Genomic DNA, 18,754 nt, shown 5'->3' on the forward strand with positions numbered 1-18,754 from the left:
ACACCACGTTGGCGCTGCGCAGCCTCGCGGCGGACTGGGCCTCTCGCAAGAACCGCTCGCGCTCCTTGGCTTCGTTGACGTTGAGCGTGCGGCCATCGAGGACGGCGCCGTTCATCTCTTCCATCGCCTTCGTGGCGTCTGCATCGCTGCCAAACGTCACGAAGCCGAAGCCTCGGCTGCGACCGGTGTCTCGGTCATTGATGACTTTGGCGTCCTCGACCGGCCCAAACTGCTCAAATGCAGCTCGTAGCGCGGCGTCATCGGTGTCCCAGCTGAGGCTGCCCACAAAAAGCTTCTTCGACATGTGTTTCTCTCGCGACGCCAGTCGGAACGGATCACTTCGCGCAACCGGACGTGACTGGCGGAGCGCACGGAAGCGGGTGTGAGTTCTTGGCACCCTCGCGCTGGCGTGTCAACGACGAAAACCGGCGTGGGCGCGAACGAGCGGGCGATCTGCCGGCCCGATCGCCGGATGTCGAAAACCCCTGGAGTGAGGTTGGGCGTGCCCTGACGATGCGATGGCGCGAGTCGCACTGGTGCTGGGCCCGCGCCAGGCCACCTGGGACCGTCGCATGACTCACATGATTGTGTGACGGGACAGGACCTTCGGGTCAGTCCGGACCCGTCACTCCGAGCCCCCCTCGGTGTCGTTGGCTCGGCTCAGGTAGGCGCTCATGGCCGGGATCGCCACGGCCGCGACGACACCCAGCTCCACCATCCCGATCGCCGCGTGGTGACCCGGCGCGTCACCGACCCGGGCCCGGTAGCTCGACGCCCGCGGCGAGCCGACGAAGCGCGAGAGCAGGCTGCGGTAGCCGGCCTCGGCGTCGGATCCCGCGAGCACCTGCTCGAGCACCTCGCTCGCGGCCGCGACCTCGGCTGGGTCGACGCCCGCGCCAGCGGCCGCGAACGGGACGACGGACAGGTGCGCGAGCCAGCTCGATCGCTGACCCGTCGCCGGTCCGCGACTGATCCACAGATCGACCGTCGACCACGGCGCGAGCGCTTGGAACAACGCGGTGATCGCCGCGGACGAGGGCCGGCTGGCGTCCGGGAGGCCAGCGAGCAAGGCCTGCAGCTCGGCCTGACTCGGGGGCGCCTGCCAGTGATCCAGGACCACGTGCATGACCAGGGCGGCCTCGCCAGCGAGCAGGGCGTGGGCCAGCGTGGGCGGCAGCCCGGCCAGCGCCGCGGCGGACGGACCGGTGCCGTCGAGTCGGGCGAGCGCGGCCGGGATCGCCTGGACCTCACCGACCGCGACGCTCAGGTGGTCGCCGTGGGCCCACACCCGCGCGCGAGGATCCACACCGAGGGTCTGCGCCCACGCCTGCGCCGGGTCGCCGCTCACGTTCACGCCGATCGAGGGGACCCGCTCGCCGTCGAGATCGATCGACGCGCGGTCGAGCTCGAGGCGCAGACCCGGGAGCTCGTCGAGCTCGAGCGCGGTCGTGGGCAGCATCTGCGCGAGCGCCGAGACCCCGGTCGTGGCCGCGCTCGCGCTGCGAATGCCCGCCTGCGCGACCATGCCGTTGGGATCATCGACCGCGCCGAGCCACAGCTCGCCAGTGAGATCGCCTGTGAGCAGGTCGGGCCCGACCGGGCCGAGCGGACCGCCGTCCTCCGCGAGCACAGCCGGGTCGACGCGGGCCCACATGAACGAGGTGCCCGGCACCAACGCCCGCAGCGCGGGAGCCGGCCCGGTGTGCAGAAGCTGCGCCTGCGTGCCATCGCCCGCCTGACCACCGCCGCCGCCGCTGTCCGGCAACGGGACCGTCAGCTCCCACAGCCCGGGGTCGGTCCGCAGCGTCGCGTCGATCGGGGACTGGCCCGAGACCAGCGACAGCGCCACGTTGACGGACTCGAGCGTGGCAGCGCCCATGCGATCGCCGAGCCGATCCGCGAGCGCCTGCCCCTGCTTGGCCGGCACGTAGCGGCCGAGCGGCTCGGGCCCGCCCAGGCTGCACGCGACCCAGCCCGGGCGCTCGCTGACCGTCGCGCAGCTGCGTGCGAAGTCGAAGCTGGGGTCGGCGAGGCTGGCGAGCGCGGCGAGGCGATCGAGGTCCGCGGCCGCGAACGCGACCACCGGCTGATCTCGACCGATGCTCACGACCAGGCCCTGGTCGAGCGCCACACCCGATCCCTCGAGCCCGGCGAGGACCAGCGCGAGCAGCTCGCGGGCGCGCTCGAGCTGTTCGAGGCGGGCCTGACCGGTGCCACCACCGAGCTGCGCCAGGGCCGGGATCGCCCGGGCCAGCGGCCCCGCCATGACCTGCTCGACGCGCCGGGCCTGGGCGATCAGCGGTCGCAGATCACGGATCACCAGGTAGCCATCGGCGTCGGCCCCGACCAGGTCGAGCTGCTCGACGAGCGTGCGCGCGTAGCCAGCCGCCTCGACCGGGGCGATGTCGGCCTCGGTTCCGGCCGCGACCTCCTCGCGGACGCTCGGGCTGGCCTGCTGTGACCGAGGCTTCTCGTCGCGCTGGCGCTGGCAGCTTGGCGACGCCAGCAGCAGCGCGCTCGCAGCGAGAGTCAGAGCCAGGCTGGACGCACGGCGCACGGCGTCACGATAGCCCACGTTCGTTCGCCTGCGATCTCAGCCACCGCCACGGCGGCCCTCACGCCGCCCTACCCGTCCGTCGTTCGTGTACGCTGCCCCCGAACGCTGGGGGTGGCGCTCGTGCGAGCGAGCTGCCTGAGACAGTCCCCTAGAACCTGATCCGGTTCGTACCGGCGGAGGAAAGCGTATGCCAGACACCCCAAATACACCCAACACCAGCTCCCGCCTTCAGATCGCCAGCGAGGACGTCACCCCGCTGCGAACGATCCCCCCGCTCGACCAGAGCTTCCCGAACTCCGCGAAGGTCACGGTCAGCGAGCTCGAGGTCCCGATGCGACGGATCGATCTCGACGGCGGCAACGATCCAATCACGGTCTACGACACGACCGGGCCCCAGGGTCACGACCCGCGCCAGGGCCTGCCCAAGCGCCGCGCGGCGTGGATCGAAGCGCGCCGCGAGCAGGCCGAGCAGGCCGGCAACTGGTCGCAGATGCACTTCGCCCGCAAGGGCATCATCACCGAAGAGATGCGGTTTTGCGCGATCCGGGAGAACGTCGAGCCCGAGTTCGTCCGCAGCGAGATCGCCCGGGGCCGCGCGATCATCCCGGCCAACATCAAGCACACCGAGCTCGAGCCGATGATCATCGGCCGCAAGTTCCTGGTCAAGATCAACGCCAACATCGGCAACTCGGCGGTCTCGTCCTCGATCGAAGAGGAGGTCGAGAAGCTGCAGTGGTCGACCCGCTGGGGCGCCGACACGGTCATGGATCTGTCGACCGGCAAGCAGATCCACGAGACCCGCGAGTGGATCGTCCGCAACGCCCCGGTGCCGATCGGGACGGTGCCGATCTATCAGGCGCTCGAGAAGGTCAAGGGCAAGGCCGAGGATCTGAACATCGACGTGTTCATGCAGACCCTCGAGGAGCAGGCCGAGCAGGGCGTCGACTACTTCACGATCCACGCCGGGGTGCTGCTGCGCTACGTGCCGATGACCGCCAAGCGGGTGACCGGCATCGTCTCGCGCGGCGGCTCGATCATGGCCAAGTGGTGCCTGGCCCACCACAAGGAGAACTTTCTCTACACCCACTTCGAGCGGATCTGCGAGCTGATGAAGCGCTACGACGTCAGCTTCTCGCTGGGTGACGGGCTGCGTCCGGGGTCGATCGCCGACGCCAACGACGAGGCCCAGTTCGCCGAGCTCCACACGCTCGGCGAGCTGACCAAGATCGCCTGGAAGCACGACGTGCAGGTCATGATCGAGGGGCCCGGCCACGTGCCGATCGACAAGATCGAAGCGAACATGACCGAGCAGCTGCACCACTGCCACGAGGCGCCGTTCTACACGCTGGGGCCGCTGACGACCGACATCGCGCCGGGCTACGACCACATCACCTCGGCGATCGGCGCGGCGATCATCGGCACCCACGGCTGCGCGATGCTGTGCTACGTGACGCCCAAGGAGCACCTCGGGCTGCCCGACCGCGAGGACGTCAAGGCCGGCGTGATCGCCTACAAGATCGCCGCGCACGCGGCTGATCTGGCCAAGGGCCACCCCGGCGCGCAGACCCGCGACGACGCCCTGAGCAAGGCCCGCTTCGAGTTCCGCTGGAGCGATCAGTTCAACCTGTCGCTCGACCCCGAGACCGCCAAGGACTTCCACGACCAGACCCTGCCCGCCGAGCCGGCCAAGACCGCGCACTTTTGTTCGATGTGCGGGCCGCACTTTTGCTCGATGAAGCTGACCCAGGACGTCCGTGACATGGACGCGTCTGGCGAGCTCGATCAGATCGTGCAGGGCATGGAAGACAAGGCCGCGGAGTTCCGTGAGGGCGGCAGCGAGCTGTACCGCGAGCCGGGCGCGGCCGAGTAGCTCAGCGGCCGCCAGCGGCGAGCGCCAGCATCATGTTGCGAAGCAGGCGAATGTCGGCCTGCAGCCCTTCGAAGCGGTCCTCGGGCGGGTCCTCGCCCGGGTCCGCCTCGCCCGTCTCGGCCTCGCCGGCCTCGCCTGTTTCGTCGGCTGGGTCGGCTTCGTCAGCTGCGTCGCTCGGGGGCGGCAGCTCGAGGCCCTCGAGCTGCTCGGGCGTCGGCGCCCCGATCGTCATGACCAACCCCGGATAGCGCAGGTACGGCGCGAGCGAGGGCATCGACAGCTGGTCGTCGAGCACGAGCTCGCGCCCGTCGGCGGCGACCACCCGGCTCGCGCGCTCGACGATCGACGCGTCGTAGTGGCCCGAGAGCGCGACCGCAGGCAGCGGCTCGATCGTCGGGCGATCGAGGGCCAGCAGCGCGGTGGTCTGGGCCCCAAAGTTGGCTGACCACGCGGCGTGCACGGACTGCCCCGCGGCCAGGCCAGCGTCCACGCTCAGCACCAACACCATCGAGTAGGGCGGCGGCGTGCTGCGGCGGCTCCACTCGGCCAGCTGAAAGAACGCGCCGAGGGTCGCGAGCAAGCGCAGGTTATGGAGCTCGCGCAGCTCCGGCTCCGGGGTGTCCCAGTGGCAGGTCAAGACCACGGCCTCGTCGGGTCGATCGCGGCCCGTCACCCGCCCGAGCACGTTGTTGGCCTCGAGCTCGTAGCTGCGCATCGCGAGGTCGAGATCGAGGACCCAGGTGGTGTCGTCGTCGCCGAGCGCGGCCAGGATCGGCTTTCGAGCGGCCGCGGCGAGCACCCCCTCGATCAGCATGGGCTGCTCGGCCCCCCCGGCGCGCCGGACCTGTCGCTGCCAGCTGGCGCGCAGGCGCTCGATCTGCTCGCCCTCGTCAGTGGTCAGCAGCAGGCAGCCGAGCGCGCCAGCGTCTCGCACCGCGGACATGATCGCGTCGATCTGGGCGGGCGCGTCGATGCTGGCGAGATCGAGCTCCTTGGGGGCCCGCACCACCGCGACGTGGCCGGTGAGCCGCTCGGCGGGCAGCGGGGACTTGTAGTCGATGACCGGCCCAAGCACGAGCAGGCCCACATAGGGCTTGGCGGCCCCGCGCTGGCGGAACGCGCCGAGGGCGGTGAGATCGATCGCGCGGCTCGGCGATTGCTCGGGGGGATCGCTCGAAGTCGGCGGGGCGCCTGCGGAGTCGGGCCCGGGCGGCGCTGCTTCGCTCGAGTTGCTCGGCTCGCTCGAGTTGCTCGGCTCGCTCGGCGGGTCCTGATCAGCCACGACGGTCTGATCCTGCGCTGGCGGATCCTGACTGGGCGGATCAGCGTCGCCACCCTCGCTGGCGGGCGCGGCCGCGTCGACCTCGTCCGCAGGCTGATCCTGCGGCGGCACCACCGGGCCCTCGGACGCCGGCCGCAGCGCGACCAAGCTCGCGCCGCGGGTCGGCTCGACGAGGTCCAACATCACGGGCTGCACCCAGCCGCCACGCTTGCCGGCCGGCCCCAGCCCAAAGCTGCGCATCAGCTCGACGAGGTGCTTGACCGGGGCCGGATCCTCGCTGAGCCGGACACGCAGATCGCCGGTCGTCAGCCGTGGCACCTCGACCTCGAGCAGCTGCTCGGTCAGCGCGCGCAGGGTGGTCTCGGCGTCGGCGAGCTTGTCGGGGATCTGCGGGGGCAGCTCGGGAAACGCGAGCGGCAGCGGATCGTCCTCGCTGCGGATGTCGAGGATCGGATCGATCTTGCACCCGCCCACGCCCAAGCACGCGAGGCCCCACAGCCCGCGACAGAACTCGCGCCGACTCGACCCGCTCACGCCCGCAGCTCCTGTCCCGCCGCCCCGCCAGACAGCTCGCCCGACCCCTCGCCCGATCCCTCGCCAGGTCGGTCGCCAGTCGGTTCGCCAGCTTCAGTCACGCTCCGGGTCAGCTCGAACAGCAACACCCGCAAGTGCCGCTGGACATCGACCGCGGTGGTCGCCGCCCAGGTGTCCATGCGGACCTCGACGAGCCCGGTCTGGGGATCGTGGGTCAGGCGCAGGTCGCTGTTGGCCCGCCGGTACACGCTCATCCACAGGGCCCGGCGCAGCCGCTCGAGCCCGAGCTCGTCGAAGCCGGGGCCCGCGATCACCTGGGCCTCGATCGGCATCGCCGCGCGACGGCTGCCAACCGTGACCGCGACGCGGTCGAACTCGGCGGCCGGGACGTGGGTGATGCCGCCATCGATCGTGCGGAGCCCGACGCGGAGCAGCCCGATCTCGCGGATCGTGCCCTCGAGCTCGCCGAGCGTGACCAGGTCACCCTCACGGACCCGCGAGCGGGTCGCGAGCGAGAGCCCGCTGGCCAGGTTGCGGACCTGGGTGGGCGTGGCCAGGCCCGCCAGCACGATCATGATCAGCACGGCGACGACCCCCAGCGTGGGCGCGCGCGAGAACACCGGGCGCAAGACCCCGGCCACGCCAACGAGCAGGCCCAGCACCCGCAGCCCGCTGGCCAGCAACCCCAAGCGACGGCGCGGATCCCTGCCGAGCCGCCAGACCATGCGAACGATCGCCGGCCCCGCCCAGGCCAGCGCCCACGCCACGCCCAGCACGAACGCCAGCCAGATCCCCAGCCCCAGCGGCGAGATGTGCAGCAGCGCGTCGAACTCGGCCAGTAGCCGAGCGCCGAGACTGAGCGGGGCTTGCAGCGCGAGTGACTTGTCCATTTATCCGGCCTCCTGATGCGCCACCGCGAGCTCCGCTAGCTCTGGGGCCAACACGTCGCGCACATGCCCAGGACAGCACAAGCGATCGTGCTCGTCGACGACGAGCAGCTCCGAGATCAGCAAGAAGTGGATCCAGCGCTCGAGCTCGGGGGCCTCGCGGCGCAGCACGAACGCCAGCGACGGGCGATCGAGCGGACCAAAGCGAAGCACGGTCGCGAGCAGCGCCAGCGAGGTGCTGGGGAGCTGCCGGACAAACGGCAGCTGCCGGCCCCCCGCGATCGGTCGCAGCACGAAGGTCTGATCCGCGACGGTGCCCGCGCGACACCACTCGGTCAGAGCCGCGCGCAGGTTGGCGCCGGCCTTGCGCGCGAGCCCAGCGAAGTAGCGTCGCTGCTGTCCCACGCCCTCGCGCCCGCGGACCCGCGCGATCACTCGCCGCGCTGGCGACAGCGGGAACGACAATTCCAGGTGGCTGATCCGGTGGCGCGCGAGGATCACCGACGCGAGCACCTCGGGGTCGAGCGCGTCGAGTTCGACGATCTCCGCGAACCCGACCCGCATCGGCCACTGCCGGCCCAGCAGCTGCTGCAGCTCCAGTGAGGCCGCGACGATCCAAAAGCACGAGGCCGAGGTCTGGGCGATCAGCTGGGTGAGCAGCTCGAGCTCATCGACCGCGCGCCCGCCGACCGGCAGCCGCCGCTCGAGATCATCGATGACGATCACCCGCGGTCGATCCAGGAGCCGGCGCATGACCCCGGCGTGCGTGGCCACGCAGTGCAGCTCGCTCGCGATCGCGGCGACGAAGCCCGCGCGGGTCTCGGGGATCCACATCATGTCGCGGGTCGCGAGCTTGAGGGTCGCGACGTTGAGCAGCGAGGTCTTGCCGCTGCCGGGCCCGCCGACGATCAGCACCCCGTTGGCCGCGCGGCGCTGCTGCCAGGTGCGCTCGGCCTTGCTGACGACCCGCAGGATCTCGCGGTTGGCGACGAAGAAGCGCGGGTCTCGGATCGGTTGATCCGCGAACAGCACCGCGTAGTCCGAGCTCACGCGCAGGGCGTTGTCGGCCTCGATCAGCTTGGCGATCGCCGCCGCCGAGGGCAGGCTCAAGCCCGAGCGCAGCCTGTAGTCGCGGGTCAGCGACGCGGTCACGGACGACATCCGCGCGCGCAGCTGGGTCCAGCGCTCCCCGACCCGCGCGGCGACCCGGTCGCGCAGCTGACTGAACTTGCGAAACGCCTGACGCCGCGCGATGTCGGTCCGCCGCGAGACCCAGCCCGTGCCATCGCCGGTTCCCGTCGCGTCGGCCAGGGCCGCGGACAAGCGATCGCCGAGCCCGTCGAACTCGGACTCGACCGCCTGCGCCGACTCGACCAGCGCGGCGACGGCCTGCGCGTGGAGCTGATCGCAGCTGACCTGGGCGCGCTCGAGACCCGCGCGCAGGTTGTCGATCGTCGCGTCCTGGCTCTCGCGGCTGCGGTAGACCTCGGTCAGCAGCTCGACGTCACCGACGATCGCCACGGCCGCCTGGTGGGCGTCGGCGATCAGCTTGGCCCCGGTCTCGAGCTCGCGCTCGATCGCGGGCAGCACTCGCCCGGCGATCTCACCGTCGATCAGCTCGCGGACGTCGATCTCGCTGGGCTGGACCTGCGCGGGGCTGGGCGCGCGCGCGACGATCTCGGGCCCGACCAGCGGCTTGGCGCCGGTGTCGCGGGCCGCGGCCTCGCGCAGGGCCTGATGGATCACCTTGCTGTCGCTCGACCGGCGCAGCCGCTGCTCGACCACCCGCAGGCGCTTGGCGCCCGGCTTGGGCAGCAGCGCGCGGGCCCGGGTCGAGAGCCCGTCGAGATCCTCGGCCTCGAGCGACTCCTTGCCGTCGAGCAGCTCACGCAGCGCCCGCAACCGCCGGCCAAACGCGCCGAGCTCCTCGTCGACCGCCTCGCTGGCCTTGGTCAGATCCGCGACGCCCGCGAGACCGTGCGAGATCCGATCGTCGAGCCGCCGGATCCGGGCGCCGACCTCGACGGTCTGCCAGCACGAGTCGATCACCTGCGGCCACAGCTCGGCCTCGGCGAGCAGCGTGCCGAGCTCGCGCTCGATCCCCGTGGCCGCCTCGGAGAAGTCCAGCTCGTTGACCGACATCACCGGCGAGTCGATCCGCGCGAGCAGCAGGTGCATGCGCCGGGTCCCCGACTCGAGCATGCTCTGGACGTTGGCCCGGGCCTCGGTCTCGAACCTGTCGAGGATCTCGTCGAGGGTCTCGCGGACCTCGGCCGGGCCGAGCGAGCCCTCGAGCGAGCGACGCAGCGCGTCGGCGAGCCGGGCCTCGGCCCGACAGCTGGCCCGAAACAGCTCGAGCATCCCGGTCGCGAGGCGTGGCTCGAACGCCTCGCGGGCGATCAGGCGCATCGGCAGCGAGCGCCGCTTGGCCCGGCGACTGCCGAGCTTGGCCCGGACCCGACGCAGGCCGCGACGCAGCCGCTGCATCGGCGTGTCGCGCGGATCGGGCTGCAACCACCGTGGCTCGAGCGGGACATGAACGCTCACGTCCAGGCGCTGCGGGTGGTTGGCGGCTTGCTCGAACAGCGCCGCGAGCTCGTTGGCCAGCATCGTCGCGTCGCTGCGCGGAGGGCTCTCGGCCAGCGCGGCGATCTGGGCGACCGAGTCCGCCTCGAGGTGCGCGAGTGCCCGCCGCCGCAGCGCGACCCAGGGCCCGATCACCGCCCCGACCCCGCGCTCGAGCTCGCTGGCGACCAGCTCGCGCAGCTGCGTGAGCCGCCCACGCAGGTCGTCGCTCAGGGGATCGAGCGCGACGAGTGGCCCGGCGCGGGGCCGACTGCGCGAGCCGGTTGGCGACTCGCCCTCGACCTCACCCGGGTCCGACTCAGCGGAGGGCGATGACCCGGCCTCGCCCGAGTCCGGCAGCTCGCCCGCCCGCTGAAGCCCGACCCGCAGCAGCACCGGCCCGGCCAGCAAGTTGATCGCCACGACGGCCATGCCGAGCGCGAAGATCGGCCCCTGGAGACCCTGCGGCTCGAGCTTGCCGGCCGCGAGATCCACGAGCCCGAGCGTGACCCCGGCCAGCGGCAGGTACGAGTACCAGGCGTTGGTCGCGACCGCCGGCCCCTCGTTGCCGATCTTGTTGCCGATCCGCGCCGACAGCCAAAACCCGCCAGCCCGGACCAGGACCAACACCGCCGCCAGCGGCAGGACCCGCCACGTCGCGTTGACGTCGATGTCGGCGCCCGCGGTGGTGAAGAACACCACGAACACCGGGAGCGAGACCATCTCGAGCGGCTTGTGCAGGTCGTGGCCGTACTCCGAGAAGTTGCGGACCGTGAACCCGGCGACGATGAAGATCAGCAGCAGCTCGAGGTGAAACGCGTGGGCCATCTCGGCCCCGACCAGCACGATCGCGGCCACGAACAGCAGCATCTCGGCCTTGACCCAGCGCATGTACGCGATCAGCCCGGCGCCGATCAGCGCGCCCGCCAGGACCGAGCGCCCGAGCTCCGCGCCCACGTGGATCAGCACGTCCACGCCCACGCTCCCGCCGCCCATTAGCGCCTGGGCGATCGCCACGCAGATCGCCAGGACCACGACCACGACCAGGTCCTTGAGCACCGCGGCGCCCAGGACCAGCTCCGACAGCCGGCCCTTGGCGCCCGACTCCGCGACCACCGCCAGCGAGATCGAGGGCGAGGTGCCCAGCGACAGGGCCGCGAACACCAGCCCGACCGCGATCGCGGCCGTGCTGCCGTCGAGCCCCAGCACGCCGAAGCCGAGCTCGACCGCCACCAACGCGGCCCCGACCAGGGGCGCGGTGATCATCAGCTTGGCGCCGACCGTCGCGACCAGGGTCCGCGCGAGCTTGAGCAGCGCCTTGGCCTCGAGCTCCAGGCCGGCCGTCAGGGCGATCAGCCCGACCGCCAGGGTCTTGAACATGCCCATCTGCTCGACGACCTCGAACGACAGCACCTTGCCGACGTAGGGGCCGAGCACGATGCCGGACAGGATGTACCCGGTGATCTTGGGGATCCCGGCCTTGGCGAACAGCTCGGCGACCGCGAACGCGGCCAGGACCACGAAGCCGATCGCCGCCAGGGTCAGGGGATCCGCGCCGCCCGATCCCTCGGTGCCGAGCAGGCGAAGCCCGACCATCATGAGCAGCAGCGCCGCGATCACGAACAACCGCTTCATCGTCGCCACAGCTCCCGCGAGAACACGCTGAGCAGCACGAACAGCTCGAGCCTGCCCGCGATCATGCAAAAGCACAGCGCGAGCTTGCCGACCGCGGGCACGACCGCGAAGTTCTGGACCGGTCCGACCGCGTCGAGGCCCGGCCCGACCGAGGACAGGCACGCGACCGTCGCGCTCATCGCCGTCATCAGCTCGAGATCCAGCGCGACCAGCAACAGCGAAGTGGCGACGAAGATCAGCATGTACGTGACCACGAACACCAGCACGCCCGAGATCACCGCGGGCGGGATCGCGGTCCGTCCGAGCTTGACCGTGGCGACCACGTTGGGCGCGGCCAGCGAGCGCAGCTCTCGGGTCGCAACCTTGAACAGCAACAGCACCCGGACGACCTTGATGCCGCCGGCCGTCGACCCCGCGCAGCCGCCCACGAACATGCACAGGAACAGGAGATAGCGGGCGACGTTCGGGTAGGCGTCGAAGTCCTCGGTCATGAACCCGGTCGTGGTCGTGACCGCCAGGGTCTGAAAGCCGGCGAACCGCAGCGACTCGAGGATCGAGGTGTGCATCGGCAGGATGCACCACGCGACCACCAGGGTCACGACCAGGTTCAGGCCCAGGTAGAACCGGGCCTCGGGATCTTGAAACAGGGTCTTCCAGCGCCCGCGCGCGCACGCGTAGAACAACCCGAAGTTGAGCCCGGCGATCAGCATGAAGACCCCCGTGATCAGATCGATCCCGTAGTTGTGGTAGGCGCCGATACTCGCGGCCCGATTCGAGTAGCCGCCGGTTCCCAGGGTCGACATCGCGTGGCAGATCGCGTCGAAGATCGGCATGCCCGCGACGATCAGCAGGACCGCGCACAGGACCGTGAGCCCGCCGTAGATCCACCACAGCGCGACCGCGGTCTGCTTGATCCGCGGGCGCAGCCCCTCGCTGGTCGGGCCCGGGACCTCGTTGCGAAACAGCTGCTTGGCGCCGACCCCAAGCTGCGGGAACACGGCGACGAACAGGACCACGATGCCCATGCCGCCGATCCAGTGCATCTCGCAGCGCCACAGGTTGGTCGCGCGCGAGAGCCCCTCGATGTCGGCCATGACCGTCGCGCCGGTCGTGGTGAAGCCCGAGACCGCCTCGAACAGCGCCGCCGCCGGATCCAGCAGCGCGCCCTCGATCATGAAGGGCAGCCCGCCAAACACCCCCATGACCGTCCAGATCAGCACGACCACGCCGATCGCGTCCTTGCGATGGATCTCTTCGTTCTGCGCGCGGCCGATCCGGCGCAGCGCCAGGGCGATCAGCACGCAGCCGGCGGCCGAGACCAGGTACGCGATCGCGCTGCGCCACTGCTGATCGACGATCGCCAGGGTCAGCGGCGCGAGCATGGTCGCGCTGACGATCCCCAGCAGCGGCGCCGCGAGCTTGGCGACCGCGCGCGGCGTCACGGCTTGTCCCCCGAGCTCGGCTGGGGGGGCTTGCGGCGCAGGGCCTTCTCGAGCATGGGGATCCGCCCGCCGGGCAGCGCCACGACCAGCACATCGTCGACCTCGAGGGTCGCGCGCGGCTTGGGCTCACGGCTGCTGCGGCCGGCGATGATCAGCGGGACCGCCCCGGGCGGCAGCGGCAGATCCGAGACCCGCACGCCCGCCCGACCCGGACGCAGCTCGACGAGATCGACCGCGAGCTCGGTCAGCGCGCTGCGCCCGACGATGATCCCGCGCGGCAGCATGCTGTGGATCACGTTGGCGATCGTCTCGTGCGGGCTGACGGTCCCGGTCACGCCCAGGTGCGAGTACACGCCCGCGTAGCCGGGCCGATGGACCAGCGCGAACACATGGTCGACGCCGAGCTCGCGGGCCAGCAGCGAGGTCATGAGGTTGGCCTCGTCCGAGCCGGTCACGGCCAGCAGCGCGTCGGCCCGGCCGATCTGCTCGTCGCGCAAGAACGAGATGTTGGTCCCGTCGCCGTGCAGGATCTGCACGCCGTGGAGCCGCTCGGCCAGCGCCCAGCAGCGCGAGCGATCGTTCTCGATCAGGCGATCGAGCAGCTCGCGGGGACCGAGCAGGCCCGCGAGCTGCACGCCGACGTCACCGCCACCGACGATCGTCGTGCGCGTGCTGCCGGCCGCGGGCGTCAGCTCGTGCAAGAGCTCGAGCAGCTTCAGCGGGCCACAGGCGATCAGCGCGACGTCCCCCAGCTCGGCGTGCTCGACCTCGGCGCAGGCCCGCAGCTGCCCAGCGCGGACCACCGCCCGGACCTGCGCTGGCCAGGTGATCGCCCGCGCGCGGCTGCGGGCCAGCAGCGGCGAGTCTTCGCCGATCACGTGGCTGGCGACCTGGACCAACCCGGCCGCGCACGGGACCACCTGCCGCGCGCGCACGCCCGCCAGCTTGCGCAGCAGCTCGACGCCGACCAGCCGGCTCGCGCACACCGACGCCTCGATCCCCAGCACCCCGAGCTCGAACCCCCGCGTGGTCTCGTAGAAGCTGGGATCGTCGACCCGCGCGACCGCCCGCGCAGCCCCGAGCGAGCGGGCCAGGGCCGCGCTGACGAGGTTGACCGAGTCGTCGGGGGTGACCGCGATGAACATGTCCGCGCGCTCGACCTCGGCCTTGCGCAGGACCGAGCGATGCGTGCCGTTCCCGACCAGGGTCAGGGCGTCGAGACCCTCCTCGGCGATCGCCAGCTCGGCCGAGTCGGCGTCGATCAGGATCAGCTCCGCCTCGTCTTGCAGCGAGCGCGCGAGGTGGCGGCCGACCTCTCCGGCTCCGATGATCACGATTCTCAATGCGCTGGCTCCTCGTGAGGTTCGGCGGAAGGTTCGGCGGAAGGTTCGGCGGAAGGGTCGGCGGAAGCGTCGGCGGAAGCGTCGGCGGAAGCGTCGGCGGCTGGCGGCGGGGGATCCGAGTGGTCGGCGCTGAGCTCGGGCGGCTCGTCGGCCATGCGCTCGAGCTTGGCCCGCGGACGGATCGCGCCCGCGTTGGCCAGCACCCGGCGCAAGGTCCGAACCGAGAAGAAGTCCGTGATCAGCATCGGGACCAGCACCGCGCTGAGCACCAACTGCCCGGACGCCGGGTGCCCCTGCGCGTAGCTGAGCGCGACCGCGGCGGCCAGCGAGCCCTGGCCGATCAGGCCTCCGCCCACCCGCCGGAATTCGACCCCGTGCACGAAGGTCGAGACCGCCCAGCGGGTCGCCAGCAGCCGCGCCCCCACCCGCGTCAGCAGGTAGGCCGCCGGGATCAGCCACAGCCAGCCAACCACTGGCTGCCAGGCGATCCCCGCGAACACCATCAGCAAGATCGACACCGGCCGCCGGAGCTGGTCGAGGTTGTTGCGCAGCCGGTCACCGTGGGCCGAGGTCGCCGCGACGATCAAGCCCGCGACCAAATTCACGAACAGCGGGGAGATCCCCAGCGCCGCGCCGATCCCCGCCGCGAAGATCACCACCCCGATCGTGATCAGGTACAGGCGCAGATCGTCCTCGGCGCCGCCGATGAAGATCGTGAACAGCAGCCCGGTCAACGCCCCCGCCGCGCCGATCAGCATCGACCACTCGACCAGGCTCAGGCCGTAGTTGTCGGCCGCGTCGACGGCACGGTCACCCGCGAGCGCGATCCCGAACAGCATGATCGCGATGACCTGACCCGCGCTGGCGATATCGCGCAGCAGCACCACGGGCGGACCCTCCGCCTGCCAGCGCTCGGCCGTCGACGAGATCGCCGTCGTCGAGGCGATCGCCGCCGCCGCCCCCAGCGTCAGCGCCAGCCACAGCGCGTCGTCGGCCGCCCACAGCTGGTACAGCCGGGTGCCGTCGGTCCACACCGGGATCTCGAACATCGGGACCGGATCCTCCAGGTACGCGGGCTCGAGCCACTGCAGCATACCGAGCACCGTGAGCCCGACGATCAGCGCCACGACCACCGACGCGAGCGACCCGGCCAAGAAGTGCTCGAACCTGCGCAGCGCCTCGCGGGCGTGGAGGCCGACCATGAACCCGAGCAGGCCGAGCAGCAGCGAGATCAGCAGATCCAGGGACACCAGCGTGTCCTCGTTGATCAGGCTCCACGGCATCAAGGGCCCGATCAACACGCCCACGACCGCGTACTCGATGCCCGACACCAACGCCACGCGCTCGGCGTAGCGATGGAGGAGGCGGCTGATCAAGAACGCAAAGACGATCAGCGCGACGAGAATGAGGGTGGTGTTGTCTTCCACAGGCGCCGCGGTGTTTTACCCGCGCCGACCCGACCAGGTCACGGGCAAATGCAAAACTGTCGTGACTCCGCCAATTTCGAGATCCCGATCACCGAAAAAAGCCACCAAACGCCGGCGGATCGCGCAAAAAGCGCAGGCTCAAGACTGCCGCTGACAGGCCAATAGATGCCACTCGACATTCGCGCATGGTGTATGGTCGACCGCTGAGGGGACATCCATGAGCAAGCGTCATTTTACAACCTTTTTGAGCGTCGGACTGTGCAGCGCGCTGATATTCGCGGCCTGCACCAAGGACGAGCAGACCAACACCACCGCGGCCAACACCGGGCCTAGCAGCTCTGGCGACGGCGACGGCGACGGCGGCAGCGAGACCGGCGACAGCGGCAAAGACTCGGGCGACGGCGACGGCGATCCGGGCAGCACCACCAACCCCGGATTCGTGCCGACCGAGGGTGACATCCCGGGCGCCAACACCTGCGACCCGTGGGCCCAAGACTGCCCCGAGGGCGAGAAGTGTGCCGCATACAACGCAGGCAGCGACACCTGGAACGCCAACAAGTGCGTCCCGCTCCAGGGCTCCGCGCAGACCGGCGACGCCTGCGTCTACGACGGCGCGACCCCGGGCACCGACGACTGCGACGTCGGCTACATGTGTTACTACACCAACGAAGAGGCCGTCGGCATCTGCGTGCCGCTGTGCACGGGCAGCGCCGACGATCCGCTGTGCGAGGAGCAGTTCAACTGCTCGATCTCCAACGACGGGTCACTGCTGCTGTGCCTGTACTCGTGTGACCCGCTGCTGCAAGACTGCTCGCAAGAGGGTGCGGCCTGCTTCTGGGACGGCTCGCAGTTCAACTGCGATCCCGCGGGCGACATCCCGACCAACGAGCCGTGCGGCTACATCAACGACTGCTTGCCCGGTCACCTGTGCCTCGACGCCGCCGCGCTGCCCAGCTGCGCGGGTGGGGCCTGTTGCGCGACCTGGTGCGAGCTCTCGAACCCCAACTGTCCCACGCCGGGCACCGAGTGCATTCCGTTCTACGACGAAGGCACAGCCCCGCCCGGACTCGAGGACGTAGGCATCTGCGCGATCCCGGGCGCCTGAGGGTCACGCGTCACGACAATCCCGACTCCAAGCGTGCTTGGGGTCGGGATTGATCAAATTCCAGGACAGATCTGGTCGCTGCCTACGGTGAACCAGCCTCGCCCGAGCTGCGACCAGATCAGGTCGCTGCCCACGATGAGCCACTCTACGAATGCCGCCTGCAAGCGGGCGAGGAGCCTCGCCCGAGCTGAAAACAGACTCCAGCTCAGATCTTTTGACCGCGCGAGCGGAGCTCCGCGACGATCACTTCGATGCCCTTCTTGTCGATGATGCGCATGCCCTTGGTGCTGATGCGCAGACGAACCCAGCGGTTCTCGGTGCCGAGCCAGTACCGCTTCCAGCGCAAGTTGGGCAACGAGCGCTTCTTCGTGCGGATGTGCGAGTGCGACACGTTCATCCCCACGAGGGGCTTCTTCCCGGTGATCTGGCAGACTTGCGACATCTCTGATGCTCCCGAAGGGGTGCGGACATTGGCTGATGCTCTGGGCCGTGTCAACCCGTGCGGGCGGCCCTGGATGTGCGCGCACGTCCCCTTGTTCCGCCGGGCTCGGGATGCGAGGATAGCGCAAACCCGGGTCCCCACGCTCGCGTGGACCGCCCCCGGGCGCTACCCTGCGAGTCGCTGAATACGCCATGAACGCCGTTCAAGCCTGGAGTCGCCCTGCCCCACTCGATCCCACGCCGCTCGCGGCTGTCGACGCCGCGGTCGCGGAGCTGCGCGCCAGCGCGGATCGCTGGGTGGCCACCGGGATCGAGGCGCGCATCAAGCTGCTGCGCGAGGTGATGATCTCGCTCGAGGCCGAGGCCGACGCCTGGGTCGCGAGCTCCTGCGCGCTCAAGGGCATCGCGCCGGGCACCAACCCCGAGGGCCAAGAGTGGCTCTCCGGATTCTTGGCGATGCCGCGCAGCGTCCGGTACTTCATCCACGCGCTCGAGCACGACGCCGCGCCGCCGGCCGTGGCCCAGCGCCGCCGCACCACGCCAAACGGCGATCAGTGGATCGTTCGCGTGTTCCCGCAGACCCTGCTCGACAAGGCGCTGTTCACCGGGTGGAACATCGACCTGTGGCTCGAGCCCGGGGCCCTGCCCGAGCAGGGCGGGATCTACCGGCGCAAGGCCGGCGGTGAGACCTGGTCCGGCAAGGTCGCGCTGGTCATGGGCGCGGGCAACCAGATCTTCCTGGGCCCGACCGACATGCTGCACAAGCTGTTCGTCGATGACGAGGTGGTGCTGCTCAAGATGAACCCGGTCAACGAGGTCGACGGCCCGCACATCGAGCGCGCGTTCAAGCCGTTGATCGACGCCGGCTTCGTGCGGGTGGTCTACGGCGGGATCGAGGTGGGCAAGCACCTGTGCGAGCACCCCGAGGTCGACACGATCCACGTGACCGGCTCCGACGCGACCCACGATGCAATCGTATGGGGTGCTGATCCCGACGAGCGAGCGCGCCGCAAGGCCTCGGGGGAGCGGATCAACGAGCGGCCGTTCACCTCCGAGCTTGGCTGCGTCTCGCCTTATATCGTGACGCCGGGGCCCTACACCGAGCGCGAGCTCGACTATCACGCCCGGCAGCTCGCTGCCGCGCTCACCCAGAACGCCGGGCACAACTGCGCGGCGCCGCAGGTGCTGTTGATCGCGCAGGACTGGGCGTTGCGCGATGAATTCGTGATGCGGGTCGAGCAGGCGATCGCCGCGAGCCCGCCGCGAATCTCCTACTATCCGGGGACGGAGACGCGCTGGCGGGAATTCATCGCAAAATACCCGCAGCACAAGATCATTGGCCGCAAGGGCGACGGGGTCGTGCCCTGGACGATGGTCACCGATGTCCCAATGTCCAGCGGCGAGTGGGCGCTCACCTGCGAGGGGTTTTGCGGGATCTTGAATGTGGTGGATGTGCCGACCGACGACCCGGCCAAGTTCCTGGATCTGGCGGTCACCTTCGCTAACGACGAGCTGTGGGGCAACTTGAGCTGCTCGCTCATCGTGCATCCGAAGACCCGAAGCGCCGAGCCCGAAGCGGTCGAGCAAGCGATCGCAACGTTGCGGTATGGGACGGTGGCGGTGAACGGCTGGGCGGGGGCTGGGTGCGCGTTGATGGTGTCTGGGT

General features: G+C 70.4%; 12 protein-coding genes and 1 riboswitch. Of the genes, 3 read left to right on the forward strand and 9 right to left on the reverse strand.

Translation table 11 applies throughout. The features are described 5' to 3' along the window. Positions 1–304: RNA recognition motif domain-containing protein (locus tag ENSA7_RS02185; RefSeq protein WP_106087523.1), on the reverse strand; the 304-nt coding region annotated here is incomplete at its 3' end. Positions 305–625: 321 nt separating this feature from the next. Further along, a complete protein-coding gene (locus ENSA7_RS02190) occupies positions 626–2,557 on the reverse strand; it encodes a hypothetical protein (RefSeq protein WP_146157235.1) in 1,932 nt (643 codons plus the stop codon). A 97-nt stretch (positions 2,558–2,654) separates the two neighbouring features. Continuing rightward, positions 2,655–2,756: riboswitch (TPP riboswitch) on the forward strand. Between ENSA7_RS02190 and thiC the strand changes: the two genes are divergently transcribed. Further along, positions 2,745–4,427 carry a phosphomethylpyrimidine synthase ThiC gene (gene thiC, locus ENSA7_RS02195; protein WP_106087525.1) on the forward strand — a complete coding sequence of 561 codons (1,683 nt, stop codon included), beginning with the start codon at positions 2,745–2,747 and terminating at the stop codon, positions 4,425–4,427. It overlaps the preceding riboswitch by 12 nt. A 1-nt stretch (position 4,428) precedes the next feature. Here thiC and ENSA7_RS02200 read toward each other — a convergent pair whose 3' ends face one another. The 6 genes from ENSA7_RS02200 to ENSA7_RS02225 are packed head-to-tail and all read right to left on the reverse strand — an operon-like array spanning position 4,429 to position 15,542. Then, the gene (locus ENSA7_RS02200; protein ID WP_146157236.1) at positions 4,429–6,243 is read right to left on the reverse strand and encodes a zinc-binding metallopeptidase family protein; all 1,815 of its coding nucleotides are present in this window, start codon (positions 6,241–6,243) and stop codon (positions 4,429–4,431) included. After that, complete coding sequence (locus ENSA7_RS02205) at positions 6,240–7,133, reverse strand: mechanosensitive ion channel domain-containing protein (RefSeq protein ID WP_106087527.1); 894 nt, start codon at positions 7,131–7,133, stop codon at positions 6,240–6,242. The genes ENSA7_RS02200 and ENSA7_RS02205 overlap by 4 nt, the downstream gene beginning before the upstream one ends. Further along, the gene (locus tag ENSA7_RS02210) at positions 7,134–11,330 is read right to left on the reverse strand and encodes a cation:proton antiporter domain-containing protein (protein WP_146157237.1); all 4,197 of its coding nucleotides are present in this window, start codon (positions 11,328–11,330) and stop codon (positions 7,134–7,136) included. Next, positions 11,327–12,772, reverse strand: a complete 1,446-nt coding sequence (locus ENSA7_RS02215) for a TrkH family potassium uptake protein (RefSeq protein ID WP_106087529.1) — start codon at positions 12,770–12,772, stop codon at positions 11,327–11,329. Before ENSA7_RS02215 ends, ENSA7_RS02210 begins: the two co-directional genes overlap by 4 nt. After that, positions 12,769–14,106 (reverse strand): NAD-binding protein, encoded by a 1,338-nt coding sequence (locus tag ENSA7_RS02220; protein ID WP_181232969.1) that lies wholly within the window; start codon positions 14,104–14,106, stop codon positions 12,769–12,771. The genes ENSA7_RS02215 and ENSA7_RS02220 overlap by 4 nt, the downstream gene beginning before the upstream one ends. Before the next feature lie 5 nt (positions 14,107–14,111). Next, positions 14,112–15,542, reverse strand: coding sequence for a cation:proton antiporter (locus ENSA7_RS02225; protein WP_106087531.1), 1,431 nt, complete (start codon positions 15,540–15,542; stop codon positions 14,112–14,114). Positions 15,543–15,759: 217 nt separating this feature from the next. Here ENSA7_RS02225 and ENSA7_RS02230 point away from each other — a divergent pair, with 217 nt between their 5' ends. Next, on the forward strand, positions 15,760–16,647 hold the full coding sequence (locus ENSA7_RS02230; RefSeq protein WP_106087532.1) for a hypothetical protein: 888 nt from the start codon (positions 15,760–15,762) through the stop codon (positions 16,645–16,647). 205 nt (positions 16,648–16,852) lie between these two features. On the opposite strand, the gene rpmB is transcribed toward ENSA7_RS02230, so the two are convergent. Further along, complete coding sequence (gene rpmB / locus ENSA7_RS02235; RefSeq protein WP_106087533.1) at positions 16,853–17,089, reverse strand: 50S ribosomal protein L28; 237 nt, start codon at positions 17,087–17,089, stop codon at positions 16,853–16,855. A gap of 191 nt (positions 17,090–17,280) precedes the next feature. Here rpmB and ENSA7_RS02240 point away from each other — a divergent pair. Next, positions 17,281–18,754 (forward strand): aldehyde dehydrogenase family protein (locus ENSA7_RS02240; protein WP_106087534.1); only part of this gene is annotated, 1,474 nt, incomplete at its 3' end.

This window comes from Enhygromyxa salina (assembly GCF_002994635.1).
GTDB lineage: Bacteria > Myxococcota_A > Polyangia > Nannocystales > Nannocystaceae > Plesiocystis > Plesiocystis salina_B.

What these genes read in the sequence shown, in the direction of transcription:
- ENSA7_RS02230 (WP_106087532.1), top strand. Translation starts at nt 15,760, where the DNA reads ATGAGCAAGCGTCATTTTACAACCTTTTTGAGCGTCGGACTGTGCAGC.
- thiC (WP_106087525.1), top strand. Translation starts at nt 2,745, where the DNA reads ATGCCAGACACCCCAAATACACCCAACACCAGCTCCCGCCTTCAGATC.
- rpmB (WP_106087533.1), bottom strand. Translation starts at nt 17,089, where the DNA reads ATGTCGCAAGTCTGCCAGATCACCGGGAAGAAGCCCCTCGTGGGGATG.
- ENSA7_RS02205 (WP_106087527.1), bottom strand. Translation starts at nt 7,133, where the DNA reads ATGGACAAGTCACTCGCGCTGCAAGCCCCGCTCAGTCTCGGCGCTCGG.
- ENSA7_RS02210 (WP_146157237.1), bottom strand. Translation starts at nt 11,330, where the DNA reads ATGAAGCGGTTGTTCGTGATCGCGGCGCTGCTGCTCATGATGGTCGGG.